Source organism: Rahnella sp. AA (assembly GCF_002834385.1).
Lineage (GTDB): Bacteria > Pseudomonadota > Gammaproteobacteria > Enterobacterales > Enterobacteriaceae > Rahnella.
This window is the reverse complement of the sequence record NZ_PITQ01000002.1, coordinates 504,086-528,261: the sequence shown is the minus strand read 5'-3', so window position 1 is coordinate 528,261 and position 24,176 is coordinate 504,086. Positions and strand designations below refer to the sequence as shown.

Below are 24,176 nucleotides of genomic sequence, written 5' to 3'. Positions count from 1 at the left end.
ACTGAGCGCGAAGCAGAGACAGGAATATTCACGATGCTCTCCTTAGAAGAAGCTGTGCATTAAAATTCGTCATGGGCGAGATCCCCGGTACCCAGTAATGCTTTGTCTAACTGGCGTCGCGATAATGCTTCGGTCACGCCTGCGATGGCGGTATCGACGTCCTTATTAAAATTGCGACGGTTCGGAAACAACAGCGTTTGATAAATGGTGTCCTGACCTATTTTTATGGTGATCCAGCTGCCCCAGCGGGCACTGGGTCTTTCTGAAATCGTGATGGTTTCCGGATAGTTCTGTTCCCATCTGCCCGTGAAACCGCGGTAAAAGTCGTGGCCCACCGACGTGACCGTACGGTCGGTGATGAGTCCGGGATCTTTTATATCCGCAGCCTGAACCTGCAGGCAGGTCGCGCAAAGCAGCGCCAGCCAGAGCCAGAAGCTCTTTATGCAAATAGTCATAATGTCAGCGCTTGAGATTGTCGTTCGCCCAGGAAGCCGCCTGAGTACGGTTTTTTACCGAGATTTTTCTAAATAAATTATAGAGATGCGTCTTTACGGTGTTTTCACTGATAAACAGCAAACGTGCAATTTCCGTGTTTGAAGCCCCTACACGTAATTTATTGAGGATCTCTTTTTCGCGATGGGTCAGGCCGGTATCTTCAGAATGAAGGTGACGGAAGGCACCGGACTGATTGATCAGGTAGCTGGCAAAGCCTTGAGAGAAATAGCATTCTCCGCGGATTACGCTTCTGATACCTTCCACCAGATTTTCCTCATCGGTAGAAAGATAAAAAACGGCGCTGATCCGCGGCCAGGTTTCGATTTCACGAAAGTGATAGTTATCCGGTGTATTTAATAATAATAATTTGACGCTGTCGTGATAACGGTTAACCGCTGATTGCCAGACTTCAATTGTCCGCCTGTCAGCTTCCATCATATCGAAGAGAATTAAAGTCTGATGAAGATATTGTTCATCAAGTGATTTATGAATGTTATGTAACCGGGTGTTCACGCAAAGCTGTTGTTTTAATTGTTGCAATAAAGCACTGGCCTGTAATGATGGTTTGGTCACTAATAAAAGAATATTATTATTGATTGCTGCTTCATTACTCATAATGAAACCCGCCCTGATTTTTATAGCCACAGCCCGCCATTGCCCGGAAATAAAAGGCAGGTAATAGACTGAGATTTTATTTTGCTAAATCTATAGCTGTATGTTTGCTGTGTATATCTGAAAGTAGCAAATAAACACAACCTGATGCACATAATATTTCAGGTCACTTTATGTGCGGTACAGACTCAATTTAGCTTTTGGTTTCTCTTACGCAAGGCTTATTTATGTTTCAAAATGTAACTCAAAATTTATAAACTTTTCTTAATGTATTTGTATTGACGTGACACTGCCTTCTTAAAGAATGCTTAAGTAAGCTCTTTACACATTCTTAACGTTTGGTCTTGTTAAGGTTGCAAATTTACCGAAGATTCGTTCCCAATAACGCGCCAAATACAGCAACAAGTTGCATGATTCTTCTTTAATAACTCAAATAACGGCATCTGTTATAATTGATTTTACTTAGGTGAGCTGCGATAAAAGCCCTTTCTGGCTGGCGTGGTGCGGCGTTAAAGCAGGCTGAACGGGCTTTGATGTACAATGTTAAGGTACGGAAATGTGGTGAAGATCTCTTTTAAGGCAATTTATCCGCCGGTAAATATTAGGAATAGTTGCATTTGTGTGATTATTTAAACGGGTGTTTTCTGTCACTTTAGGATTAATGCCATAGGGTCGATTAGCAGTGCTGACCTTTCACTGAAACATTCTGGTCAATCCGCATGAGAAGCGGTGACTCATACTTTTTAATGAAGACGGTAATTAAAATACGACGTGCGGGTGAGTTCCTTATTTTTGGCAAACACCATAATCAATTCGTCAACAGCAATAAACCGGTGATCAAATACTGTTACCGGCGATATACAGGGTGACGAAATGAAAAAGACTTTACTGACCCTGGCATTACTTTCAGTATCCTGGGTCGCTCAGGCGCAGCAATCAGATATGGCGTTTTCGGAAATGAATCTGGACAGTCCGGATCAGTATTTTGCTGGCGCAAGAAGTTCATCGGGGAATTCATCAGTCATTTATCAGAGCGGTAATAATAATCTGGCCTCAACTAATCAGTCGGGGGGCGGAAGTTCCAGCAATATCCGGCAATTAGGGACAGAGAATACGGCAATGGTAAATCAAAGAGGTAATGGAAATAACGCAGATATTTCCCAAAGCGGTAGCGACAACTTTGCTTATATATCGCAAAGCGGCGGCGCGGACGCTTCCATTACGCAACAGAATTTTGGCAATACGGCTTACATTCTGCAACAGGGCCGGAGTGTGACGGAAATTCGCCAAAATGGTACGAACCAGAGCAGCGGTGTCGTACAAAACTCGTCAGGAATGGCGATTAGAGTGACACAGCATTAACAAACATGCGTTTTTATGACATCCGATATTAAACCAATGGGGTAGCATCATGAAACTTTGGAAAATTGTGGCAGTCTCCGCTTTAGTCGTCAGTGGCAGTGCGTTTGCCGACAGTAATAATTTTGGCAATGGCCATGGCAATGGCGGTGGTTCGTCTACCGTCCCGACTTTCTCGACCACACAGTGGAATTCTGAAATCCAGATCTATCAGGAAGGCACCGGTAACTATGCCAATGCTGATCAAAGCGGGGTGAAAAACTCTCTGACTTCGATTAATCAGAACGGTTACCACAACGCGGCTACGACTTCACAAACGGGCGATAAGAGCCTGATCAGCATTGTCCAAAAAAATGGCGGTTATAATACGGCCAATGTGAATCAGAGTGCTGATCTCAGTAAGGTTCTGGTTTCTCAGTCTGGCTGGGGCAACTTGTCTCAGAACACCCAGAGCGCTAACGGTAGCCTGACCAGCGTGACTCAGGTGGGTACAGCAAACCTGGCTTATACTAATCAGCACTGATGAAGTGGCCTCCCTGCGAAGGGGGAAGAGCTAAAACATAAACAGGGCGCCAGCCCTGTTTTTTTTCGATGTATGCCGGAGGATAAAGGTTATGCATTTGCTTCTGATTGCTGCCGTGATGTCCAACCAGCTGTGGTTTGATACGCACCACGATGCGCAGAATTATGTGGTTACACCGATGGTTAATCTCACCCGGGACTGCGCCTGCCAGGTTGCGGTCTCTGTGTCACAGGAGGGGGTTGCGGGTTCCAGCACCAGCCGCCAAAGCCACAATGTCAATCTTGCCGCTAACCAGCCCCAGCCTCTGGGGCAGATGCGTTTTGTGATACAACCGGGCGGGCGGACTCAGATAATGATTACGGTCACCGACGGCGATAAACTGCGTCTGGAAAAGCAGCTTACCCTGCCGGATGACGCCTGATCGCCTGCCGGCTTATACCGCCAGATTGTCATATCCTTTGCGGCGATAATTCAGCGCAGATATGCCCCAGAACACCACGAAAATCCCTACGGCGGCGTAACCGACGCTGCCCATGTTGTCATTCAGATGCCCGACAATTGCCCATAACCCGCCGTGCAAATCCAGCTTATCGGCCATCAGGCCCAGTGCTTCAAGCCCGCCAATAAACAAGGCGATGATCACGCTGGTGGCGGTGATGGTCATATTGTAATAGAGCTTGCGAACGGGTTTATCAAAGGCCCATCCGTATGCGCCGACCATGACAAAATTGTCCAGCGAGTCGACAAGTGCCATGCCACTGGCAAACAGGGCCGGAAATACCAGAATGCTCCACACTGACATCCCGGAAGACGCGCCCGCCGCCGAAATCCCCAGCAGACCGATTTCGGTTGCGGTATCAAACCCCAGCCCGAACAAAAAACCCACCAGATACATTTGCCAGCTTTTATTCACCAGATTAAAGGCAAAGCCGAAAAGACGGCTCATGATCCCGCCCTGCGCAGCCATCATTTCTGTGGATTCCTGAACATTTTTGCCCTGTTTGAGGGTCTGAAAGCGGCGATAGACATCACGCAAGATAAGCGCGTTGAGGAGCGCCATCATCAGCAGAAACAGCGCCGAAACCAGCGTGCCGATGGTACTGCCGTAATCATGAAGCCAGCCGATTTTGTTGCCAAACACCAGAGAAGTCGCGGCAATCGCTACACAGGCCAGCACGACAATGCTCGAATGACCGAGTGAGAAAAAGGCACCGACGGCGACCGGGCGTTGCCCCTGTTGCATCAGCTTGCGAGTGACGTTATCGATAGCGGCAATGTGATCGGCATCGACGGCGTGCCGCAGGCCGTAGCCGTAAGCCAGCAACGCTGCCGCAACCAGTGCCGCATTGTGGTGAAATACCACCAGCGCCCAGCCCCAGGAAAGCAAATTCACCGCCAGTAGCCCGATTAAAAGCCAGAATGCGCGGCGATGTGTGTGAAAAAAGTCTCTATTGATCATGAGGATCCTTACCTTTTAAATCAGAGGTGGGATATTGAAGGCGGGCACAGGCGATCACTGCCTGACCCAGCGCCAGACCGCCGTCGCCTGCCGGTATGCTTTGTGGCATCAGCACGCGAAGGGGCGTTAAATAGTGGTGTAAAAGCCGGCGCAGTAACCGGTTATGCAGCACGCCGCCGCCCAGAGCGACCGTGCGGGTGCCGGTTCTCACTGCGTGAAAACGGGCGAGGGCAGCAAAGCCCTGAGCCAGTGCATCGTGAAAGGCGAAAGCCTTCGCCGCGGGCGCAGCCTGCCAGTCAAGCCACTGCTGCCAGAAAATTGCTAAATCGAGAAAAGTGCCCGCCGGCGTATGGTTTAGCGGCAGCGTCACCGGATGTGAAATGCCGTCAGCTTCCTGAGCCAGCGCTTCCAGCCGGCAGGCTGCCTCACCTTCCCAACTGAGTTGTGCGGGGGCACAATCAAGCGCAGCGGCAACCGCATCGAATAAACGCCCGCAGGAAGATGCCTGTGGTGAATTGATTCCGGCAGTCATGGCTCTGGACAACGGTAACCAGGGAAACCCTTGCAGCACCTGTGCTTCGGGACGGGTCTGCCAGTCCGGTACGAACGCCTGCCACTGCGCCAGCAAATTACGCCAGGGTTCCGCAGCTGCGCGATCGCCACCGGGTAAGGCAACGGCGGGTAATCCACCTAAATGTGCGCAGTGAAGATAATCAACCTGTAAACATTCACCGCCCCAAAGCCCGCCTTTCTCGCCGTAACCCAGTCCATCGAGCGCCAGCCCGATCACTTTGCTGCCGTCCAGCGGCCAGTGGTGTTCAGCCAGACAGGCCGCAATATGGGCATGGTGGTGAAATACATCAACGACCTTTAGCCCGTGGTTCCCGGCCTGAATATGGCTGACATAAGCCGGGTGGGCATCGCGGGCAATGACCTCTGGCGTACAGTCATAGAGATGCTGAAAATGTTCGATCGCCCGCTGTTGCTGTTCTGCAATATCACTTCGCGCCAGTGAACCAAAATGCGGGCTGAGAATGGCCTGATCGCCCCGCACCAGACAAAAAGTATTTTTGAGATCACCGCCCAGTGCCAGCAAGGGTGGCTGAAGGTCGAACCCGACGGGGAGCGTGATGGCATCCGGGACGTAACCCCGCGCACGGCGCAGCATTTCCACACCCCGGGGGAGCAGGCGTACGAGGGAATCATCCGCACGCTGAACAATATCGCGATCATGCAGCAACCACAGATCGGCAATCCCCCTGAGCTGCTGCAATGCTTCTGTATTGGTCAGCGCCGGTGCGCAATTTGTCGCATTGCCGGAGGTCATCACCAGCGGCGTTTTGCAGGCCTGCATCAGCAAATGATGCAGGGGCGTAAAGGGCAGCATCAGCCCGACTTCACTCAGCTCTGGCGCAATCGCAGCACACAAAGGCGACACTGTGCTTTTTGCCGTCAGCACAATCGGCGCGGCGGGCGAGCTCAGCAGCTCACGCAACGTAAATTGCGGATTTTCATCGCTGCACTGCGCCAGCCAGCTGATATCCGGCAACATCACCGCCAGCGGTTTTGTCGGGCGATGTTTACGTTCTCGCAGGCGCATAACCGCACTTTGCTGAGTGGCATCACAAGCCAGATGAAAACCGCCCAGCCCTTTGATGGCGACAATTTCCCCCGCCCGTATTGCCGTGACCGCATAGTCAAGTGCCGCGCCATCCTGTGCCAGCGTCCCGCCATTTTGCCCTGTAGCACTGACTCTGGGGCCACAGCGCGGGCAGGCGACCGGTTGCGCATGGAAGCGCCGGTCGGCAGGGTTTTGATATTCCTGCTGACATTCAGGGCACAAGGCAAATTCCGCCATGGCGGTAGAAGGCCGGTCATATGGCATGCTGCGGATCAGCGTAAAACGCGGGCCACAGTGTGTGCAGTTAGTGAAGGCGTAGCCGAAACGGCGATCGGATTTGCGGATAATATCCTTCAGGCACTCAGGGCAGGTTGCTGCGTCGGGCACAACCTGAGTATCCATCCGGCTCTGACGGCTGTCAGTAATGGTGAAATTCTGTGGCGGAACCGGCCAGTCGAAAGTGTCAACACTTACGCTGTCAATACGCGCCAGAGGCGGGCAGTTGCGCTGCAATTGCCCGATGAATACGTTAATGTTTACCGGCTGAAGCAGCCTGATTTCTACCCCTGCGCTGTCATTAGAGACTTCGCCACGAAGCCGCAGGCTGTCAGCCAGTTGCCAGATGAAAGGCCGGAAACCGACGCCCTGTACCTTGCCGCAAATACGGATGCGCAGACCAGAGTCAGACATGAAACCTCCTGGCGTTTCGAAGGGTGTAAGGAGTGTTGCTCCTCCTTCTCAGGAGGAGCGAAAAAACTAAATCTCCACCACCGGGATCACATCTTCAACGGCGCTGCGCAGGCGCGCTTTCATGTCGCTGTAAGTCTGATGCGCGTAATTTTCTGCCCAGCGTTGATCGGCGATCTGTTCGACTTTAACCGCGCAATATTTTGTTTCCGGCGTTTTGGAAATCGGATCCAAATTATCCTGCGTTAATTCATTACAGGCACCAATCCACCACTGGTAGGTCATGTATACCGCGCCAAGGTTGATACGCTCGTTATAATTGGCGCGGGAAATGACTTTGCCCCGGCGGGAAGCGACCCAAACCAGCTGTTGATCACGGATGCCCAGAGCCTGCGCGTCAATCGGGTTCATCTGCACAAAGCCCGGTTCGTCTGCCAGCGTTTGCAATGCGGCGCAGTTCCCGGTCATGGAACGACAGGAGTAGTGGCCGACTTCGCGCACGGTACAGAGCACCAGCGGATAATCGCCGTCCGGCACTTCAGCTGGTGCGCGCCACGGTGCAGCAAACAACTGGCCTTTGCCGGTTGGCGTGTCGAAATGGTTATCCGCGTACAGGTATTGCGTCCCCGGGCTTTCAAGGGTGGTACAAGGCCACTGAACATGCCCAAGTTCACCCATTTTCTCGTAAGTCGCGCCATAGAAGAGAGGGCACAGGCTGCGCATTTCGTCCCAGATTTCCTGGTTATCGTTGTAATGCATCGGATAACCGAGTTCGGTCGCCAGCAGGCTGATAATTTCCCAGTCGCGTTTGACATTGTATTTTGGCTCGATGGCCTTCTCAAAACGCTGGAAGCCACGGTCTGCACAGGAGAATACGCCGCCGTGTTCGCCCCATGAGGTGGCTGGCAAAATCACGTCCGCCTGTTCGGCGGTTTTCGTCATGAAAATATCCTGAACCACCACAAATTCCAGTGCTTCAAAGCCTTTGCGCACCAGGCCCAAATCGGCCTCAGTTTGCAGCGGATCTTCACCCATGATGTAGTAGGCCTTTACGTGACCTTCTATTGCCAGATGCGGGATTTCAGTGATGCGGTGGCCCACTTCGGCGTCCATCTGGTTGACATCAATGCCCCAGGCATCGGCGAATTTCGCACGGATTTTAGGGTCCGTGACGGACTGGTAGCCGGGGAATTCGTTTGGCAGCACACCCATGTCGCAGGCACCCTGCACGTTGTTCTGGCCGCGTACCGGGCCTACGCCCACGTTAGCGCGGCCAAGATTACCGGTGAGCAATGCCAGCCCTGCGAGCCCTTTGACGACGTCAACGGCCTGGCCAAATTGCGTCACGCCCATTCCCCACATAATGGTGGCGGAAGGTGCGGCGGCGTAAGTGCGCATTGCCTGGCGGATTTGCTGTGCGGAAACGCCGGTCTGTTCTGCTACCGCTTCCGGTGAGTAATCTGCCACATTTTTACGGTATTCTTCGAAGCCTTCGGTGTACTTAGCCACGTAGTCGTGGTCATACAAATCTTCTTCGATTAACACATGCGCGAATGCATTCACCAGCGCCATGTTACAGCCATTTTTTATTTGCAGATGCTGATCGGCGATACGTGCGGTTTCAATACGGCGAGGGTCACAAACAATAATCTGCGCCCCTTTTTCTTTGGCTTTAATGACGCGGCGCGCGACGATCGGGTGTGAATCCGCGCAGTTATAGCCGATGACCAGCAGGCACTTGGAGTTTTCGATATCCCCGATAGAGTTACTCATCGCGCCATTGCCCAGCGTGGCCTGTAAACCGGCCACTGACGGGCCGTGACAGACGCGGGCGCAGCAGTCGACGTTATTGGTGCCGATCACCGCACGGGCAAATTTTTGCATCACATAGTTGGTTTCATTGCCGGTACCACGGGAAGAACCGGTGGTCATAATGGAACGCGGGCCATGCTTTTGTTTGATTTCTTTCAGGCGTTTTGCGGTGTAGCTGATGGCTTCATCCCAGCTCACGGCTTCGAATTTTCCCCCTTTCTGACGGCGGATCATCGGTTGTGTCAGACGCGGTGTCAGCAGCTTAGTGTCATTGAGAAAATCCCAGCCGTAATAGCCTTTCAGGCACAGTTCGCCCTGATTGGTGACGCCGTTAGCGGCTTCAGCGCGGATGATTTTTCCGTTATCCACTACCAGATTCAGTTTGCATCCGGCCCCGCAGTACGGGCAGACAGTGGTGACTTTTTTCATGTGTTTATTTCCTCTATCCGGGGTTAAAACAGCAGTGGAGATGTGCTGTCGAGCGCAGCGCGGCGGCGTTTTTCTGCGTTCATTTCCTGTAGCTGGTTACGGTCGATGGCGTAAAGTGCCTTAGTCGGGCAGATTTCCATGCAGGCCGGGCCTTCGGCGCGGGTATGGCACAGGTCACATTTGTGTGCTTCGGCTTTATCCGAAGTCGCGACCATCGCAGCGCCGTTCTGGCGAAAAATCGGTTTGGTGACCACTTCCATCGCGCCGTACGGGCAGGCGACAACGCAGGTTTTACAGCCGATGCAGCGTTCCTGCATCACCTGCACATGGTCTCCGGTACGAAGGATGGCACCGTTAGGACAGACGTTTGCACATGGCGCATCTTCACACTGGCGGCACATGACGGGAGTGCTCAGATTGACGCCTTTGATGACATGCAGACGCGGCGCGAACGTGGCGGCGTTGAGCAGAGAGATATCCTGTGACTCGCTGTGAGCCATCACACAGGCAATTTCACACGTACGACAGCCGATGCATTTTTTAGGGTCGGCGATGATAAACCGGTTCATCTAAATCTCCTGATTCCGGATTTTCTTATGGAGCCGGATGACACCGGCCTGACGACATTGCTGTAGGGCTTATACATAAAGCGTGCCAGTTTCTAATTCTAATATTTATCTATATAATTCATTTGGTTAACTTCGTATTATTTTGCGGTGACGAAAATTGTCGCTGACGTCCTGTCCGCTTCGTCACCGCATCGACAGTTATGTCGATGGCGGCTGTCAGGCCACCTCCGCCTGGAAAGGCGCAATGCCTAATCCCTGTTCCAGCGCAGGTAACAACTGATGCAAACGGTTCACCGCCTGTTCAACGGCTGCGCTCATCGGGTAGTAAAACGCCACGACGTCTGGCTGGATGCCGACAAAGGTGATTTGCGCAATGTCTTCACGGAGCTGCTGGATTAAAAAAGTCAGCGGCAGATTGTGGGTGGTCATCATGAACATTTCGCCGATGTCATTTTCGTCAATAATGCGCATCTCGCCGGGGGCCAGCCCCATGTCAGTGGCATCGACAATTACCAGATGTTCCGGCTGCAATTCGCGTAAGAAGCCGATGTCGTTTTCCGGTGCCGCGCCACCGTCCACCACCGTCCAGCCAGGCAGCGGGGTTTCAGCACACAACTCAGCCAGCCGCGGGCCGGCTCCGTCGTCACCCATCATGCTGTTGCCCACGCACAACAGTGCGTAGCGGGAAGATAAATCAGGCATCGTATCTCCTGACCATCAGGTACATCGCAGGGTCATTTTCAATTTGCGTCAGCAGGGCGATAAGTGCATCGCTCCAGCCCTGCTGCTCCGCGTTCATTTGTGTGCGGGAATCGCGTAATGCGAGCGCCAGTAAATGCGTGTGGCTGCTGTCGATATTGATTTCACCGAAACGCTGAACGCCAGCCAGCTTGCGGTGTGCTTCGCTGTTTTGTGGCAAACAATCAATCCATTGCAGGTAGCCGTCGAGCGGGCATTCCAGACGTGATTTCAGGCAGTCGATCACCCCGAGGTGATGGCCGATCGCCAGGCTGTAATAAATCACTTCCTGCGCTTTTTGCGGGCTGCGTTTGCGGGCACTTTTTTCATCAACAAACTTGCTGCTCAGCGAGTAGAAAATGACTTTGTTCTTTTCCGCAGGCTTGCCCGTATACGGCTGATGCCGCGCATAGCGCTGGTCGTTGACGGAGGTCATCACAGGCGAACCTCCCCGCGAAGAACCTGCTGATAAATGTGCTGCAGGTTGCCGACTATCTCGCTGAGGCGCAGATCACCTTGTTCTTCCAGATACGTTGAAACCCGCTGTTCTACCGGCTGCAAACCGGGGGCGGCGACCATATCCATGAACTGGTCGGCAATCTGGCGGCCATAGCGGTAACCGGCCATGCGGCGGGCTTCGCGATCGAGTAATACGCGCAGCGGTTGGGGTAACTCAGGGTGCAGCAGGGCAGCCGGTTCTGCGGCGGCTTCGTCGTGTTGCTGGCCTTTGATTTTTTGATCCAGCAGCCCCAGCGCCATAGCAAAACCATAAATCGTTGCGGCGGGCGTTGGCGGGCAGCCGGGGATATATACGTCCACGGGCACGATTTTGTCAGTACCGCCCCATACGCAATACAGATCGTGGAAAATACCGCCGCTGTTACCGCAGGCGCCGTAGGAAATACAGATTTTCGGATCCGGCGCTGAATCCCAGGCACGCAGCGCCGGGATGCGCATGGCGCGGGTAACGGCACCGGTGAACAGCAAAATATCGGCGTGGCGCGGTGACGGAACAACTTTGATACCAAAGCGCTCGGCATCAAACAGCGGTGAAATCGCGGCAAAAATCTCAATCTCGCAGCCGTTACACCCCCCGCAGTCCACGCGATAAACGTAGGCTGAGCGCCGGATGCTGCCAAGCAATGTGGATTTCAGTTTGGCAATGCTTTCATCAAGCGTGACGGGAACCGGCAGGCCATTTTCATCGCGTGGCCCAAGTAATTTCTGGCTCATGAATGGGCCTCCGTAGTCATATGGCGGCCGATATCAATCCGGTCGGTGGAGGAAATACCGTGCATTTTTTTGCACTCCGGGCAGGTTTCATACTGCACGCGGCGTTCATCGGTCTGACGGTCACTCAGCGCAGCGCTTTCTTGTAACAGGTTCAGTGCAAAGTCGATTTCTTTTTGTACGGCATAAGGTTTACCGCATTCACGACAATGGCAAACAGGGAAGTCTGCCGTTTCAAACAAATCTTCCTTACGCCATACCGCCAGTTCAAACTCCTGCGACAGTTTGATTGCCGCGGTCGGGCAAACTTCTTCGCAGCGGGCGCAGAAAATGCAACGCCCCAGAAACAGCGACCAGCGAATGCTTTCGCCGTCTTCTGCGGTCGTCATGGTCAGTGCGTTAGACGGGCAGGCATTGGCGCAGGCTCCGCAGGCGATACATTGCCCGGCGGTATATTGCGGTTTGCCGCGAAAATGAGGCACCAGATCCAGCGGCTTGAACGGATAAGCCACCGTGGCCGTGCCGGTTTTCAGCACTTTTTTAATCAGTTTCAGCATGATGATGGCTCCTTAAAGCGGCGAATTCTTACGTTCGATGCCGTAACGTTCGATCTCTTTGTAAGGCACGACGAGGGTCGTTTTCTTACGCACATCAACCACTGTCATGCGGTCGGTGCAGGAATAACAAGGATCGAGACTGCCGATGATCAGTGGCGCATCAGACACCGTATTACCGCGCAACATGTAGCGCAGCGTTGGCCAGTTGGCGTAGGTCGCCGCACGGCAACGCCAGCGGAACAGCTTCTGGTTATCGCCCGTCATGCTCCAGTGCACATCATCACCTCGTGGTGCTTCGGCAAAACCAAGTGCGAAACGGTGCGGGATATACTGAAAACCTTCTACGGCCAGCGGGCCGCCAGGCAGGGTTTGCAGGCCGAACTCAATCATATCCAGCGCGTTGAACACCTCGCGGATACGCACTTTCAGGCGTGAATAAACGTCGTTACCGGTTTCGCTGCACAGCTCAAAGGGTAATTTCGCATAACCTGCATACGGGTGATCTTGACGCATATCACGCCGGTGGCCGCTACCGCGCACCATCGGGCCGACATTACTGAAATCGCGAGCTACCTGCGGGTCAAGAATGCCGACACCCACGCTGCGTTGTTCGGTATTTGGCGTGCTGAGCAAAATATCGACCAGCTCGTTAAGGTCACGCCGCATGCTGCCAGCCAGCGCAATGGTCTGGATCATGTCGTCTTTCAGGATGTCCCGGCGCATGCCGCCAATCAGATTCATTCCGTAGGTTTTACGGGCGCCGGTGAGGATTTCCGCCATCTTCATGGACTGTTCGCGTACGCGGAAAAACTGCATAAAGCCGGAGTCGAACCCGACAAAGTGGCAGGCCAGCCCGAGGTTTAGCAAGTTACTGTGCAGACGTTCCACTTCCAGCAGCACGGAACGGATCATCTGAGCGCGTTCCGGCACAACAATGCCCATTGCGTTCTCAACGGATGAGGTATAGGCCACGCTGTGTGTGAAACCGCAGATGCCGCAAACCCTGTCAGACAGGAAGGTGACCTCGTTGTAACCCATACGGGTTTCTGCCAGCTTCTCCATACCGCGGTGCACGTAAAACAAGCGGTAGTCGGCGTCAATAATGTCTTCACCGTCGACAAACAGACGAAAGTGTCCGGGTTCGTCAGAAGTGACGTGCAGCGGGCCGATCGGCACTATTTTGCTGCCTTCTTTGGCTTCGGAAATAAACGGGTAGGTTTCCTCGTCGGTGGTCGGCGCAGGGCGCTGACGATAATCCATCGAATCTTTACGCAGCGGATACAAATCGTCAGGCCAGTCGTCTGGCAGCACCAGACGGCGTTCGTCGGGCAATCCGACCGGGCGCAGGCCATACATATCACGCACTTCGCGTTCACCCCAGACGGCTGCCGGGACGCGCGGTGTCACCGACGGGAATTCCAGAGACACCGGATCCACTTCAGTACGTACCGTGATCCAGCACTTCACGCCTTTTTCCATAGACAGCACGTAATACAGCGCGTAGTTGCCACACAGTGTGCGTTCGTCATTGCCGAACAGCACGGAAAGCCAGCCACCTTGCTGGTAATACAACCATTCGACGACTTCCGGCAGTGCGTTCAGTTTGATGGTCACTGTGGCCTGGGTGTCGGTCTGCCATTCACTGCCTAAAATGGCTGACGGAAACTGCTTCGCCAGCGCGGCCAGATAATGTTTGCCGACCGGGTTTTGATTTAATGCGGTATTGAACTCACTCATTGCAAAGCCTCTTCCCGCCGCAGCGGGATAAGAAAAATGTCAGGTCAGCCCGCGACCAGCCAGGAAACCAGTGCCAGAAACGCCAGACCGAACCCCGCCCATGTGGTGCGGGAAGTTTTAAGAAAGCGTAAACGCGCGACGCTGTTCTCGATGAGGGCGACAAGAAAAACGGCGATCAGTAATTTCACCAGACAAAGCACCACGGCGGTCAGCAGCGCGACAGGGGTGAGGCTGGTCGCCATACCGAACGGGAAGAACAGGCCGAGAAACAGTTGCAGAACAACCAGCTGTTTCAGGCTGATGCCGATTTTCAGCACGCCCAGCGCCGCACCGGAATATTCGGTCAGCGGGCCTTCCTGGAGTTCCTGCTCGGCTTCTGCCATGTCGAAGGGCAATTTGCCCATTTCGATGTAAGTGGCAAAAGCACAGGCCAGACCTGCCAGAACGAGGGTTAATGAAGAGGAAAGAGGCCAGTGCAGGACGCGGGCAGAAATCGCCCCCAGTGACGTGGAACCTGCCACCAGCGCGGCGATCCACAGACCGAGCAACAGAATCGGCTCGACCAGTACGCCTAAGACGGCTTCACGGCTGGCACCAATACCGGTGAAGGTACTGCCGGTATCCAGCCCGGCAATGGCAAAAACAAAACGCACGACGGCGAACAGATAGATGACGGTGATCAGATCACCCGCCGCCCCCATTGGCGAGGCCAGCGTCACCATCGGCAGGGCCGTGGCAATCACCAGTAATCCACCGGTCAGCAGATACGGCATGCTGCGAAACGCCACGCCGGACGCCGCCGGTGCCACACTCTGGCGTTTGAACAATTTGGCGATATCGCGATACTCCTGCAAAACGCCAGGCCCCTGCCGGTTATGCATCCGGGCTCGTAATACGCGGCTTATCCCGGCAAACAGCGGGGCGACGGCCAGCAGCGCCACCGCCTGTATCAGTGCCAGCGGCCACAGTGAGCCGGCAAGCAGGTAGGGAAAGTTCATAATCAGTTCCTCAGGCAAAAGCCACGACCAGCAACACGGCCAGTTCGATGAAAGCCAGACGGCGACAAAAAGCCCCCAGCCAACCCTGATGTAATGCACCCACCAGCGCATCCGGCGTTACGCGCTGACGCAGGCGGTAAAGCGGTGCAAACATAACGCGCAGGGGTTGAGCAAAACCGGTGGCCGTCACCACCATGTCGGCGGAATGGCCGTAACCACAGGCCCAGGCCTCTCCGCGCAAACGGTTTGGCAGGCGGGCACCGCGTAACACACCGGCAATAACCCACGGCACTAACGGCATCGCCAGCAGTAAAATCGCGACCATCGGCGCAGAAACTGCAGAGACCGGAGTCAATGCCGCGCCGTTTTGCGCGGCCTGCAAAGCAGGGATATTCAGCACTGAAGCGGCAACGGCGGCAAAGTGAGGGATAATCCACGGCGAGGCGATACCGAAAATCACGCAAAGAAAAGCCAGCAACACGCTGCTCAACGTCATTGCCAGTGGGGCAGGCGTTGCGTCTGCCGCCGCCTGGCAACGTGGTGCACCCAGGAAAGTGACGCCAAACACCTTCGCTATGCACATCAGCGCGAGTGCGCCGGTCAGTGCCAGGCCGACGGCCAGCACCGGTCCGGCTAAGCGGGCGATAAACACATGGCTGGCGCTGAGCTGGAACAGCGACTGGTACAGTAACCATTCACTGGCAAAGCCGTTTAGCGGCGGTAAAGCGGCCATAGACATCAGTGCAATCAGCATGGCTACGGCAGTCCACGGCATGAGACGCGCAAGGCCACCCAGTTTTTCCATGTCCTTAATACCGGTTTGCATTTCTATTTCACCGGCACCGAGGAATAACGCTGTCTTAAACAGGCCATGGTTGAACAGGTGGAACAAACCTGCCAGCAGCGCGAGGGACGCCAGTACGGGCAGATTTAGCGCGACACCGACCATTGCGCCGCCAATGCCAAGCAGAATAATCCCGACGTTTTCCAGCGTGTGATACGCCAGCAGCCGGCGGATATCGTGTTCCATCAGTGCGTACAAGCCGCCGATAAACGCGGTCAGGATTGCCAGAAGCAACACCACCAGTCCCCACCAGAGTGGCGGTACTCCGAGCAGATCCAGACCGACTTTTAAGATGCCAATGATGCCGATTTTCATCAGTGTGGAAGAGAACAGGGCTGCGGCATGTGCGGGTGCGCTGGAATGCGACTGGGGAACCCAGGCATGCAGCGGAATAATCCCGGCGTACAACCCAAAACCAGCCAGCGCCAGCAGGAACGCCACAGACCGGATACCCGTCGTAAACGGTGTATGTCGCAATACATCGAAGCTCAGACTGCCACCCGCATGATGCAGCAGGGCAAACGCCAGAATCAGGCAAACCGTGCCGAGGCGGCCAGACAAAAACTGATTCAGCCCGGCGCGGCGGCTTTTTACATCATCTGCCTGCACGATCATGAAATAGGCGCATAGCGCGGCCATTTCCATCATCAGGATCAGCTCAGTTGCGCTGGCGGATATCGCCGCTGCGCTCAGTGCTGCCAGCAAGAGATTACATAACAGACCCGTGCGGGCGCGTTTACGCTGATGCGCATTTGCCAGCCATGCACAGGCATACAGGCTGCTGAAGAGGGCCGTCACCGACATCGCCAGTAACAGCAGCGCATTCAGCGGGCTGAGTTCTGCGGTGAAAGGCAATACGGGCAATACGAGCGTGACGGATGTCCCACTTTGCAATATCCGGGTCGCAGCCAAAATGACGGCTGCCGAGGCAAGTATGCCGCCCAGACCTGAAATCAGGCTGCTCACTCTCGCTGCACCGGCCAGGATCCATCCGGCGATCCCGCTCAGTAACCAGACTAACAGTGCCAGCGTCAGCAATGGCGCAGGGGGCAAAGCAAATAAAATCATCATCATTTTGCTTCCTTATCAGAGGAAGGGAATGCCGTCAGTCCGTCAGAAAATACGTTCATGGCATTGAGACGTTTTTGCTGGCTGGCCTGCTCTGACAGGCTGGCCGTCACCAGCGTAATCGCCTGCGTCGGGCAGGTTTTTATGCATGCCGGCCCGTCCGGGCTGAAGCTGCACAAATCGCATTTCACCGCCACTGCGCGCAGCCCTGGTACACAGTCCAGAAACGGGCTGATGCCGCGCGGAGCACGAGGCGCTGGCAGGGCTTTTGACGTATTGCAGTCACGGGGAATATCCAGCGGAGTACTGCCGGAGAAAGTGATGGCACCAAACGGACAGGCAATTCCACACAATTTGCAACTCACGCAAAGGCTTTCGTTCAGATGGATAGCCCCGTTTTCATGGGTGATCGCGTTCACCGGGCAAACCTTCGCGCATGGCGCGTCTTCGCACTGATGGCACATCACCGGAGCGGAAGCCAGACGGTTGCGCATCACCTGCAAACGGGGTGCAGATTGTAAGCCGTGGCGCTGATGTTCCTGCGAGCAACTGGCCATGCAGGTATTGCAGCCGATGCAGAGTTTCGGGTCGGCTATCACATATTGATTCATGGCGGCTACGCGACTCATGAAGTCTCCTCGGTATTTCGTCAAAGGTGACGAAATCGGCACTTAAATTGACATTTCGACATTTATGTCGGAATTGAACCCAGTAAAAAAAACGGCATTCAAAAATATTTACGGTATGCCGAAGTAATAATGTATTTCCGGATATGTATCAGACGTGACTGAGCAATTTCTCAAGTTGAGAATGAATAGGCTGATTACTTTGAAGTGAATCAAAAATGCACTGATAAATCGCCGATATTTTATTAAGGTAATGCTCCATGACGGCATTTTTATCGCGAATATCCACAGTGCTGTCCACTTTGCCTTCTTCACTCAGGGTGGCGTGGGCAAATGCTCTGAAGTCGGGGTCTTCACCGGTGTGCGCCATGTTCAGGCTGTAGATGATATCCTGGCTGTAGAAGTCATCACTCAGGTGGATACTGACAGTAAAGTGATTGAATAGTGTGAAGCGAATATCCTGTTCCTCGCCACAGCTGAATTCATGATTTATCTTTTTATTTGAGTTTGTTACGGCCTGGGTCAGGCTGTTCTGGTACGTGCGCCACTGGGATTTAAGATGGCTATTTTTGCTGGCAATATAGTCTGCTTTACTGGTCAGTTCGCTGAGAGTGCTCATAATCATTACCCGTTATTGAGTTGTGCGTAGGTGCCAATTTCGTCCTCTTTTCCGAAGATGTGGATGACGAAAATACGGCGCATGGGGTTCTATTGGCATAAAGCGTGCCAATAATGATTTCTCTGTAGCATGTTAAATTTAATCAATGAGTTACGTTTGATTTATCTGTGGGCGGATATCTGGTACTGAAATGAATGACATGTCGATGACACCTTATTTCGACAGATATGACGCGGGTGCCGATCTTATTTCGTCACGTTTTTTTATCCTCATTTGAATAGTGTCAAAAAATTCTGGCATTAATATTGCTACTCTCCCTTTATTGATTTCCTGACGGAGGGGAAATAATGCATGAAATTACGTTGTGCCAGAATGCGGTGGAAATAATGCAGCAATTTGGACAGAAAAATAATGCCCGGAAAATTACGGCTGTGTGGATGGAAATTGGCGCATTTTCCTGCGTTGAGCCGGAAGCCGTGCAATTTTGTTTTGAGCTGGCTTGCCGCGAAACGTTAGCTGAAGGTTGTGCGCTGTATCTGGATACGCCTGCTGCGGAAAGTTGGTGTCACACCTGTCAGCAGCACATCACTTTGCTCAGCCCTGCCGTATTGTTGTGCCCGCAATGTGGCGGACGTAATTTGCGGGTTGTTGCCGATGATGGAATGAAAATTAAACGTATCGAAATCGAATAACGGGCGTCCAGGATGCCCAGGGAGAAAGTTATGTGCAGTACCTGTGGTTGTGCCAGCGGCGAGCTTCGCATTGAAGGCGTCAGCAGCGAACACTCTCATCATTCTCACGATCATTCTCACGATCATTCGCATGATCACAGCCATTCGCACGGTTTGCCGTTTGCACCGCGCCGTCTGGTCGACATCGAAATGGATGTTCTGGCAAAGAATAATCATATTGCCGCACACAACCGTGAGCACTTTGCCGCCGCCGGCATTCTCGCGCTGAATCTGGTCTCAAGCCCGGGTTCTGGCAAAACAACATTGTTGACCAGCACCCTGAACCGGCTGGTACAATATTTTGACTGCGCAGTCATAGAAGGCGACCAGCAAACCACCCATGATGCTGACCGGATCCGCGCGACAGGTGTCCCGGCGATCCAGGTGAATACCGGGAAGGGTTGCCATCTGGATGCGCAGATGGTGCACGACGCGCTGCACCAGTTGTCACCGAATAACAACAGCCTGCTGTTTATCGAAAATGTCGGCAACCTGGTGTGCCCGGCGAGTTTTGATCTTGGCGAGTTGCACAAGGTAGCAGTGTTGTCAGTGACAGAGGGTGAAGATAAACCGCTGAAGTATCCGCATATGTTTGCAGCATCGCGCCTGATGATCCTTAACAAAATCGACCTGCTGCCCTACCTCAGTTTTGATGTCGAAGCCTGTATCGCCAATGCGCGGCAGGTTAACCCGCAGATTGACGTGATCCAGCTGTCAGCGACCACGGGTGAAGGTATGGATCAGTGGCTGGCCTGGCTGGAGCAACAACGATGTGCATAGGCATTCCGGGACAAATTGTTGCGCTGCATGAACAGCAGGCCGATCACGCCTGGGCTGAGGTCTGCGGCCTGCGCCGTGAAGTCAATATTGCTCTGGTGTGTGACGGTAAGCGCGAAGATCTGATTGGCTGCTGGGTGTTAATCCACGTCGGTTTTGCCCTGAGCAAACTCGATGAGCAGGAAGCGCAGGAAACGCTGGCAGCATTGCACGCGATGGAGGAAGTGGAAGCCGATGTCGCCATGTTCCTGGGCGCAGGAGAGGCAAGATAATGCGTTTTGTTGATGAATTCCGGGATCCGCAACTGGCTAAAACGCTGATTGAACGTTTGCATCAGCGTGCGGCGTTGTTGCCGTTTTCCGCAGAAAAACCGATGCAGATTATGGAGGTGTGTGGCGGCCATACTCACGCCATCTTCAAATTTGGCCTGGATAAACTGCTGCCGCCACAGCTGGAATTTATTCACGGGCCGGGCTGCCCGGTTTGTGTATTGCCGATGGGGCGTATCGATGCCTGCTGTGAAATTGCGGCACACCCCGATGTTATTTTCTGCACCTTTGGCGATGCTTTGCGCGTGCCGGGAAAACAAGGCTCGTTGCTACAGGCGCGCGAACGTGGCGCCGATGTGCGCGTGGTCTATTCCCCTCTGGATGCGCTGAAACTGGCGCGCGAAAACCCACAACGTCAGGTGGTATTTTTTGCCCTCGGTTTTGAAACCACGCTGCCGGTCACTGCGGTTACGCTGCAACAAGCACGGCGTGAACGCATGAATAATTTCAGTGTGTTTTGCCAGCACATCAGCCTGATGCCTACCTTGCGCAGTTTGCTGCAACAAGACGATGTCCGCATCGACGCTTTTCTTGCCCCCGGGCACGTCAGCATGGTCACCGGCACTGCGCCTTATCATTTCATTAATGAAGAGTTCGGCAAGCCCCTGGTGATCAGTGGTTTTGAACCGCTGGATATGCTGCAAAGCGTGCTGATGCTGGTAGAACAAGTTTGCGAGGCATCGTGTAAAACGGAAAATCAGTACCGTCGCGTGGTGCCCGAAGAGGGTAATCTGCTGGCACAGAGCGCGATGCGTGAAGTGTTCAGGCTCGCCGGCAGCAGTGAATGGCGCGGTCTGGGGCTTATCGAAGAATCCGGTATTTCCCTGACGGAAACCTATGCGGCGTTTGACGCCGAGCTGCGGTTCAGGCCACAGGCGCAGTCGGTTGCCGACGATCCACGCTCCCGCTGTGGTGAAGTCCTGACCGGGCGCTGTAAACCCCATGAGTGCCCGCTGTTTGGTACGGGTTGTACGCCGCATAACGCCTTCGGTGCGCTGATGGTGTCATCTGAAGGGGCCTGCGCGGCGTGGTATCAGTACCGCCATCAGGAAATGGAGTCCGTGGCGCAACCGCAGCAAAAAAATGAACAACAGAGGATGGCAGGATGAGTGATCGTAAAGAAGTCGTCACCATGGCACACGGCAGCGGTGGCCGCGCGATGCAGCAGATGATTGAGCAAATGTTTCTGAGTGCTTTCGATAATCCGTGGCTCAACGAACGTGAAGATGGCGCGCGGTTGTCTATTGCCAGCCTCAGTGCTCAGGGCGATCGCCTGGCATTCACCACCGACAGTTACGTGATTGATCCCATTTTCTTCCCCGGCGGAAATATCGGCAAACTGGCGGTGTGCGGAACGGCCAACGATCTGGCCGTCAGTGGCGCGACACCCGCCTACCTTTCCTGTGGGTTTATTCTGGAAGAAGGGCTGCCGCTTGAGGATTTGCACAGCATTGTCAGTGCCATGGCGCAGACTGCGCGGGACGCCGGTATTGCGATTGTGACCGGTGACACCAAGGTCGTTCAGCGTGGTGCTGCGGATAAGATTTTTATTAATACGGCTGGAATCGGTGTGATCCCGACGGCGGTGAAATGGGCTGCCAGCACGATTGAAGCGGGCGACAAAGTGATCGTCAGCGGCACCCTCGGCGATCACGGTGCCGCTATTCTTAATCTTCGCGAAAAGCTGGGGATGGATCTCGGCGTAGAAAGCGACTGCGCCGTGCTGGCACCGATGATTGCGCCACTGCGGGCGCTTCCCGGCGTACATGCCTTGCGGGATGCCACGCGGGGTGGGGTGAATGCCATTTTGCATGAATTTCGTGCAGCCAGCGGGTTTGGGATTTCTGTTGACGAAAATGCGCTGCCGGTGAAACCGGCGGTGCGGGGGATTTGTGAGCTGCTGGGGCTGGAGCCGCTGAATTTTGCGAACGAGGGCAAACTGGTGGTGGTGGTGTCTGCACAGATGGAAGAGACCGTGCTGAAATTGCTGCGCAGTCATCCGCTGGGTTGCGATGCGGCGACCATCGGTGAGGTCACTGAAAATCCTCAGGTGTGTTTACGCGGTGCGCTGGGGGTTTCCCGCCAGCTAATGTTGCCACATGCGGAGCCATTACCCCGAATTTGTTGATCTCGTCAGGGGGCTGATTGCTACGAAAGGGGTAGACTTTTCTTTATCGCCTTCACTTTAAGATTTTTATTTCTAAGAACCCAGCCTATCCAGAGCCAACGCTATGCAGAGTGCAACAATGAGCACCACAAAACACAAAGGATTACTGGAACTGACGCGCACACTGCTGCTGCAACAGACCATGACATCGCTGCTGGAGACCCTGACCCAGGTGGTTCAGAGTGCCGGTATTGCAGAGGCTGTCACGCTGGTGTTGTTTGACAATAACAGCGAACGTGTCAGTTTTTATGGAATCGATCCCCATCACCAACCGGTCAGCTATGAAGATGAAACCCTGCTGGCGACCGGGCCGGTGCATACCTTGCTTAATAACCCTAAAACGCAGATCTGGCGCAGTGAAGCGTTGCATCTTCGCTATCCGCAACTGGCTGCGCTTAACCTGTACCCGGCATTTACCGATTATTGTCTGGTACCTTTGCTGGCCTCCTCCGGTCTGCTGGGGGGCTGCGAATTTATGCGCCAACATGCGACACCGTTCAGTGAAGAGGACAAAAATGGCCTGCAGGAACTCTGCATGCTGGCTGCCATTGCGGTTGAGCAAATTCAGCTGCGGGAGAATGCGTTATTTCAGCAATCCATGTTGCGCCATGAGCGGGATGATTTTCGCATTCTGGTAGATATCACCAATGCCGTGCTTTCTAAGCTCGATCTGGATGAACTGACGGGCGAAATCGCCAAAACGATCCACCATTTCTTCCACATCAACGCCATCAGTATTGTGTTGTCTGATGCTGATAAGGACAGCGAACAGGCGAGCGTTTACGCGACCCATTACGTCCAGACACATATTGCCGAGCGCGAACAGTCGCGCATGACGCTGGCTGGCTCACTTGAGCAGCAGGTCATGAAAAACGGTGAAATGCTGCTGACCAACGTGCGCCCGTCAGAAGCGCTGGAATGTGATGAAAGCACGTTGTTCCAGCTTTTGTGGCGCGACCAGACCAAAACGCTGTGCATCCTGCCGCTGCGTTTCGGGCATAAAACGCTGGGCGTGCTCAAACTGGCGCAGTGCCAGCCGGATAACTTCAATTCCGCCAACCTGCGGGTTTTGCAGCAAATCGCCGAGCGTATTGCGATTGCCGTGGACAACGCGCTGGCCTATCAGGAAATCAAAAGCCTGAAAGAAAAGCTGCAACACGAAAACCTGTATCTGACCGAGCAAATCAACAGCAATAATCCGGATTTCAGCGACATTGTCGGGCGCAGCCCGAGCATGTCAGCAGTGCTGAAACAGGTTGAGATCGTTGCGAAAAGTGATTGCTCGGTGCTGATCCTCGGGGAAACAGGAACGGGTAAAGAATTGATCGCCCGCGCGATCCATAACCTTGGCGATCGCCGCGACCAGCGCATGGTGAAAATGAACTGCGCAGCAATGCCCGCCGGGCTGATGGAAAGTGACCTGTTTGGTCATGAAAAAGGCTCGTTTACCGGTGCGACGGCTCAGCGCATGGGGCGTTTTGAGCTGGCAGATCAAGGCACGTTGTTCCTGGATGAAGTTGGGGAGATCCCGCTGGAACTGCAACCTAAACTGCTGCGTATTTTGCAGGAGCAGGAATTTGAGCGGGTGGGGGGAAACAAGCTGATTTCAGTGAATGTCCGGATGATCGCCGCGACCAACCGTGACTTACGGCAAATGGTGGCGGACAAAGAATTTCGTAGCGATCTTTATTACCGGCTTAATGTCTTCCCGATTGTGATCCCTCCGCTGCGTGAACGCCCGGAAGACATCCCGCAACTGGTGAAATTCCTCACGTATAAAATAGCAAAACGGATGAAACGTACCATCGACAGCATTCCGGCGGATACCCTGCGTTTGCTAAGCCGCATGCCGTGGCCGGGCAATGTGCGTGAACTGGAAAATGTGATTGAGCGCGCCGTGCTTCTGACCCGCGGAACGGTTCTGGATCTGCAACTTCCTGAACTGAATTATCCTTTACCGATGTCACAATCCGCCGCTGTGGCTTCCGTGCCTGAAAGCGCTCCCGCACCGCAACTGAGCGAAGAAGATGAGCGTGAGCATATTCTTCAGGTACTCAAAGAAACCAACGGTGTGGTGGCCGGGCCTCGTGGCGCAGCGCAGCGTCTGGGGTTAAAACGAACAACGCTGCTTTCGCGCATGAAGAAGTTAGGCATCGCAGCACACTGAGGCACACAGCCCGAAATCCCCT

The 24,176-nt window shown here is 53.9% G+C and carries 24 protein-coding genes; 9 read left to right on the top strand and 15 right to left on the bottom strand.

Annotated features, from left to right (window positions below):
- Nucleotides 1-59 precede the first annotated feature (59 nt).
- Together csgE and csgD are read right to left on the bottom strand one after the other, a co-directional pair.
- Nucleotides 60-455: a curli production assembly/transport protein CsgE gene (gene csgE, locus CWS43_RS07165; protein WP_232776726.1), complete on the bottom strand. Its 396-nt coding sequence runs from the start codon at nt 453-455 to the stop codon at nt 60-62.
- A gap of 4 nt (nt 456-459) precedes the next feature.
- On the bottom strand, nt 460-1,110 hold the full coding sequence (csgD, locus tag CWS43_RS07160; RefSeq protein ID WP_101076224.1) for a biofilm master transcriptional regulator CsgD: 651 nt from the start codon (nt 1,108-1,110) through the stop codon (nt 460-462).
- Between the two features lie 870 nt (nt 1,111-1,980).
- On the opposite strand from csgD, the gene CWS43_RS07155 reads away from it, so the two are divergent.
- From CWS43_RS07155 to csgC, 3 genes are all read left to right on the top strand, one after another.
- Nucleotides 1,981-2,469, top strand: a complete 489-nt coding sequence (locus tag CWS43_RS07155; protein ID WP_101076223.1) for a curlin — start codon at nt 1,981-1,983, stop codon at nt 2,467-2,469.
- A gap of 49 nt (nt 2,470-2,518) precedes the next feature.
- Nucleotides 2,519-2,989, top strand: coding sequence for a curli major subunit CsgA (csgA, locus tag CWS43_RS07150; RefSeq protein WP_101076222.1), 471 nt, complete (start codon nt 2,519-2,521; stop codon nt 2,987-2,989).
- Between the two features lie 91 nt (nt 2,990-3,080).
- The gene (csgC, locus tag CWS43_RS07145) at nt 3,081-3,410 is read left to right on the top strand and encodes a curli assembly chaperone CsgC (protein ID WP_101076221.1); all 330 of its coding nucleotides are present in this window, start codon (nt 3,081-3,083) and stop codon (nt 3,408-3,410) included.
- 12 nt (nt 3,411-3,422) lie between these two features.
- Here the strand turns inward: csgC and CWS43_RS07140 are convergent, their stop codons facing one another.
- From CWS43_RS07140 to hycA, 13 genes are all read right to left on the bottom strand, one after another.
- Entirely contained in the window at nt 3,423-4,448 is a 1,026-nt protein-coding gene (locus tag CWS43_RS07140; RefSeq protein WP_101076220.1) for a HoxN/HupN/NixA family nickel/cobalt transporter, read from the bottom strand.
- On the bottom strand, nt 4,438-6,759 hold the full coding sequence (gene hypF / locus CWS43_RS07135) for a carbamoyltransferase HypF (protein WP_101076219.1): 2,322 nt from the start codon (nt 6,757-6,759) through the stop codon (nt 4,438-4,440). The genes CWS43_RS07140 and hypF overlap by 11 nt, the downstream gene beginning before the upstream one ends.
- A 66-nt stretch (nt 6,760-6,825) precedes the next feature.
- Nucleotides 6,826-8,997 carry a formate dehydrogenase subunit alpha gene (fdhF, locus tag CWS43_RS07130; protein ID WP_101076218.1) on the bottom strand — a complete coding sequence of 724 codons (2,172 nt, stop codon included), beginning with the start codon at nt 8,995-8,997 and terminating at the stop codon, nt 6,826-6,828.
- 23 nt (nt 8,998-9,020) lie between these two features.
- Nucleotides 9,021-9,566 carry an electron transport protein HydN gene (gene hydN / locus CWS43_RS07125; RefSeq protein WP_101076217.1) on the bottom strand — a complete coding sequence of 182 codons (546 nt, stop codon included), beginning with the start codon at nt 9,564-9,566 and terminating at the stop codon, nt 9,021-9,023.
- A gap of 216 nt (nt 9,567-9,782) precedes the next feature.
- Complete coding sequence (gene hycI / locus CWS43_RS07120) at nt 9,783-10,268, bottom strand: hydrogenase maturation peptidase HycI (protein WP_101076216.1); 486 nt, start codon at nt 10,266-10,268, stop codon at nt 9,783-9,785.
- On the bottom strand, nt 10,261-10,740 hold the full coding sequence (locus CWS43_RS07115; protein ID WP_101076215.1) for a formate hydrogenlyase maturation HycH family protein: 480 nt from the start codon (nt 10,738-10,740) through the stop codon (nt 10,261-10,263). The genes hycI and CWS43_RS07115 overlap by 8 nt, the downstream gene beginning before the upstream one ends.
- Complete coding sequence (locus CWS43_RS07110) at nt 10,740-11,537, bottom strand: NADH-quinone oxidoreductase subunit B family protein (RefSeq protein ID WP_101076214.1); 798 nt, start codon at nt 11,535-11,537, stop codon at nt 10,740-10,742. Before CWS43_RS07110 ends, CWS43_RS07115 begins: the two co-directional genes overlap by 1 nt.
- Nucleotides 11,534-12,091 (bottom strand): formate hydrogenlyase complex iron-sulfur subunit, encoded by a 558-nt coding sequence (locus tag CWS43_RS07105; RefSeq protein ID WP_101076213.1) that lies wholly within the window; start codon nt 12,089-12,091, stop codon nt 11,534-11,536. Before CWS43_RS07105 ends, CWS43_RS07110 begins: the two co-directional genes overlap by 4 nt.
- Before the next feature lie 12 nt (nt 12,092-12,103).
- Nucleotides 12,104-13,828 (bottom strand): NADH-quinone oxidoreductase subunit C, encoded by a 1,725-nt coding sequence (locus CWS43_RS07100; RefSeq protein WP_101076212.1) that lies wholly within the window; start codon nt 13,826-13,828, stop codon nt 12,104-12,106.
- Nucleotides 13,829-13,872: 44 nt separating this feature from the next.
- Nucleotides 13,873-14,826, bottom strand: coding sequence for a respiratory chain complex I subunit 1 family protein (locus tag CWS43_RS07095; protein WP_101076211.1), 954 nt, complete (start codon nt 14,824-14,826; stop codon nt 13,873-13,875).
- A 10-nt stretch (nt 14,827-14,836) separates the two neighbouring features.
- The gene (locus CWS43_RS07090) at nt 14,837-16,738 is read right to left on the bottom strand and encodes a proton-conducting transporter membrane subunit (RefSeq protein ID WP_101076469.1); all 1,902 of its coding nucleotides are present in this window, start codon (nt 16,736-16,738) and stop codon (nt 14,837-14,839) included.
- 2 nt (nt 16,739-16,740) lie between these two features.
- Nucleotides 16,741-17,367 (bottom strand): 4Fe-4S dicluster domain-containing protein, encoded by a 627-nt coding sequence (locus CWS43_RS07085; RefSeq protein WP_101076210.1) that lies wholly within the window; start codon nt 17,365-17,367, stop codon nt 16,741-16,743.
- 148 nt (nt 17,368-17,515) lie between these two features.
- Nucleotides 17,516-17,983 carry a formate hydrogenlyase regulator HycA gene (gene hycA, locus CWS43_RS07080; protein WP_101076209.1) on the bottom strand — a complete coding sequence of 156 codons (468 nt, stop codon included), beginning with the start codon at nt 17,981-17,983 and terminating at the stop codon, nt 17,516-17,518.
- A 347-nt stretch (nt 17,984-18,330) separates the two neighbouring features.
- Here hycA and hypA point away from each other — a divergent pair, with 347 nt between their 5' ends.
- The 6 genes from hypA to flhA all read left to right on the top strand — a co-directional run bounded on the left by hypA (nt 18,331) and on the right by flhA (nt 24,154).
- Nucleotides 18,331-18,675 (top strand): hydrogenase maturation nickel metallochaperone HypA, encoded by a 345-nt coding sequence (gene hypA / locus CWS43_RS07075; protein ID WP_101076208.1) that lies wholly within the window; start codon nt 18,331-18,333, stop codon nt 18,673-18,675.
- 30 nt (nt 18,676-18,705) lie between these two features.
- Nucleotides 18,706-19,494 (top strand): hydrogenase nickel incorporation protein HypB, encoded by a 789-nt coding sequence (hypB, locus tag CWS43_RS07070; protein ID WP_101076207.1) that lies wholly within the window; start codon nt 18,706-18,708, stop codon nt 19,492-19,494.
- Nucleotides 19,485-19,763, top strand: a complete 279-nt coding sequence (hypC, locus tag CWS43_RS07065; RefSeq protein WP_101076206.1) for a HypC/HybG/HupF family hydrogenase formation chaperone — start codon at nt 19,485-19,487, stop codon at nt 19,761-19,763. The genes hypB and hypC overlap by 10 nt, the downstream gene beginning before the upstream one ends.
- Nucleotides 19,763-20,929: a hydrogenase formation protein HypD gene (gene hypD / locus CWS43_RS07060; protein ID WP_101076205.1), complete on the top strand. Its 1,167-nt coding sequence runs from the start codon at nt 19,763-19,765 to the stop codon at nt 20,927-20,929. Before hypC ends, hypD begins: the two co-directional genes overlap by 1 nt.
- Nucleotides 20,926-21,948: a hydrogenase expression/formation protein HypE gene (gene hypE, locus CWS43_RS07055; RefSeq protein ID WP_101076204.1), complete on the top strand. Its 1,023-nt coding sequence runs from the start codon at nt 20,926-20,928 to the stop codon at nt 21,946-21,948. Before hypD ends, hypE begins: the two co-directional genes overlap by 4 nt.
- A 118-nt stretch (nt 21,949-22,066) precedes the next feature.
- Nucleotides 22,067-24,154 carry a formate hydrogenlyase transcriptional activator FlhA gene (flhA, locus tag CWS43_RS07050; RefSeq protein WP_369825849.1) on the top strand — a complete coding sequence of 696 codons (2,088 nt, stop codon included), beginning with the start codon at nt 22,067-22,069 and terminating at the stop codon, nt 24,152-24,154.
- Nucleotides 24,155-24,176: the final 22 nt, after the last annotated feature.

Coding starts and splice junctions, on each gene's coding strand:
- hypE (WP_101076204.1), top strand. CDS start 20,926: ATGAGTGATCGTAAAGAAGTCGTCACCATGGCACACGGCAGCGGTGGC.
- CWS43_RS07100 (WP_101076212.1), bottom strand. CDS start 13,828: ATGAGTGAGTTCAATACCGCATTAAATCAAAACCCGGTCGGCAAACAT.
- flhA (WP_369825849.1), top strand. CDS start 22,067: ATGAGCACCACAAAACACAAAGGATTACTGGAACTGACGCGCACACTG.
- CWS43_RS07140 (WP_101076220.1), bottom strand. CDS start 4,448: ATGATCAATAGAGACTTTTTTCACACACATCGCCGCGCATTCTGGCTT.
- CWS43_RS07085 (WP_101076210.1), bottom strand. CDS start 17,367: ATGAGTCGCGTAGCCGCCATGAATCAATATGTGATAGCCGACCCGAAA.
- CWS43_RS07090 (WP_101076469.1), bottom strand. CDS start 16,738: ATGATTTTATTTGCTTTGCCCCCTGCGCCATTGCTGACGCTGGCACTG.
- CWS43_RS07095 (WP_101076211.1), bottom strand. CDS start 14,826: ATGAACTTTCCCTACCTGCTTGCCGGCTCACTGTGGCCGCTGGCACTG.
- csgC (WP_101076221.1), top strand. CDS start 3,081: ATGCATTTGCTTCTGATTGCTGCCGTGATGTCCAACCAGCTGTGGTTT.
- CWS43_RS07105 (WP_101076213.1), bottom strand. CDS start 12,091: ATGCTGAAACTGATTAAAAAAGTGCTGAAAACCGGCACGGCCACGGTG.
- hycI (WP_101076216.1), bottom strand. CDS start 10,268: ATGCCTGATTTATCTTCCCGCTACGCACTGTTGTGCGTGGGCAACAGC.
- CWS43_RS07115 (WP_101076215.1), bottom strand. CDS start 10,740: ATGACCTCCGTCAACGACCAGCGCTATGCGCGGCATCAGCCGTATACG.
- csgE (WP_232776726.1), bottom strand. CDS start 455: ATGACTATTTGCATAAAGAGCTTCTGGCTCTGGCTGGCGCTGCTTTGC.
- hypD (WP_101076205.1), top strand. CDS start 19,763: ATGCGTTTTGTTGATGAATTCCGGGATCCGCAACTGGCTAAAACGCTG.
- csgD (WP_101076224.1), bottom strand. CDS start 1,110: ATGAGTAATGAAGCAGCAATCAATAATAATATTCTTTTATTAGTGACC.
- hycA (WP_101076209.1), bottom strand. CDS start 17,983: ATGAGCACTCTCAGCGAACTGACCAGTAAAGCAGACTATATTGCCAGC.
- CWS43_RS07110 (WP_101076214.1), bottom strand. CDS start 11,537: ATGAGCCAGAAATTACTTGGGCCACGCGATGAAAATGGCCTGCCGGTT.
- fdhF (WP_101076218.1), bottom strand. CDS start 8,997: ATGAAAAAAGTCACCACTGTCTGCCCGTACTGCGGGGCCGGATGCAAA.
- csgA (WP_101076222.1), top strand. CDS start 2,519: ATGAAACTTTGGAAAATTGTGGCAGTCTCCGCTTTAGTCGTCAGTGGC.
- CWS43_RS07155 (WP_101076223.1), top strand. CDS start 1,981: ATGAAAAAGACTTTACTGACCCTGGCATTACTTTCAGTATCCTGGGTC.
- hypC (WP_101076206.1), top strand. CDS start 19,485: ATGTGCATAGGCATTCCGGGACAAATTGTTGCGCTGCATGAACAGCAG.
- hypA (WP_101076208.1), top strand. CDS start 18,331: ATGCATGAAATTACGTTGTGCCAGAATGCGGTGGAAATAATGCAGCAA.
- hypF (WP_101076219.1), bottom strand. CDS start 6,759: ATGTCTGACTCTGGTCTGCGCATCCGTATTTGCGGCAAGGTACAGGGC.
- hypB (WP_101076207.1), top strand. CDS start 18,706: ATGTGCAGTACCTGTGGTTGTGCCAGCGGCGAGCTTCGCATTGAAGGC.
- hydN (WP_101076217.1), bottom strand. CDS start 9,566: ATGAACCGGTTTATCATCGCCGACCCTAAAAAATGCATCGGCTGTCGT.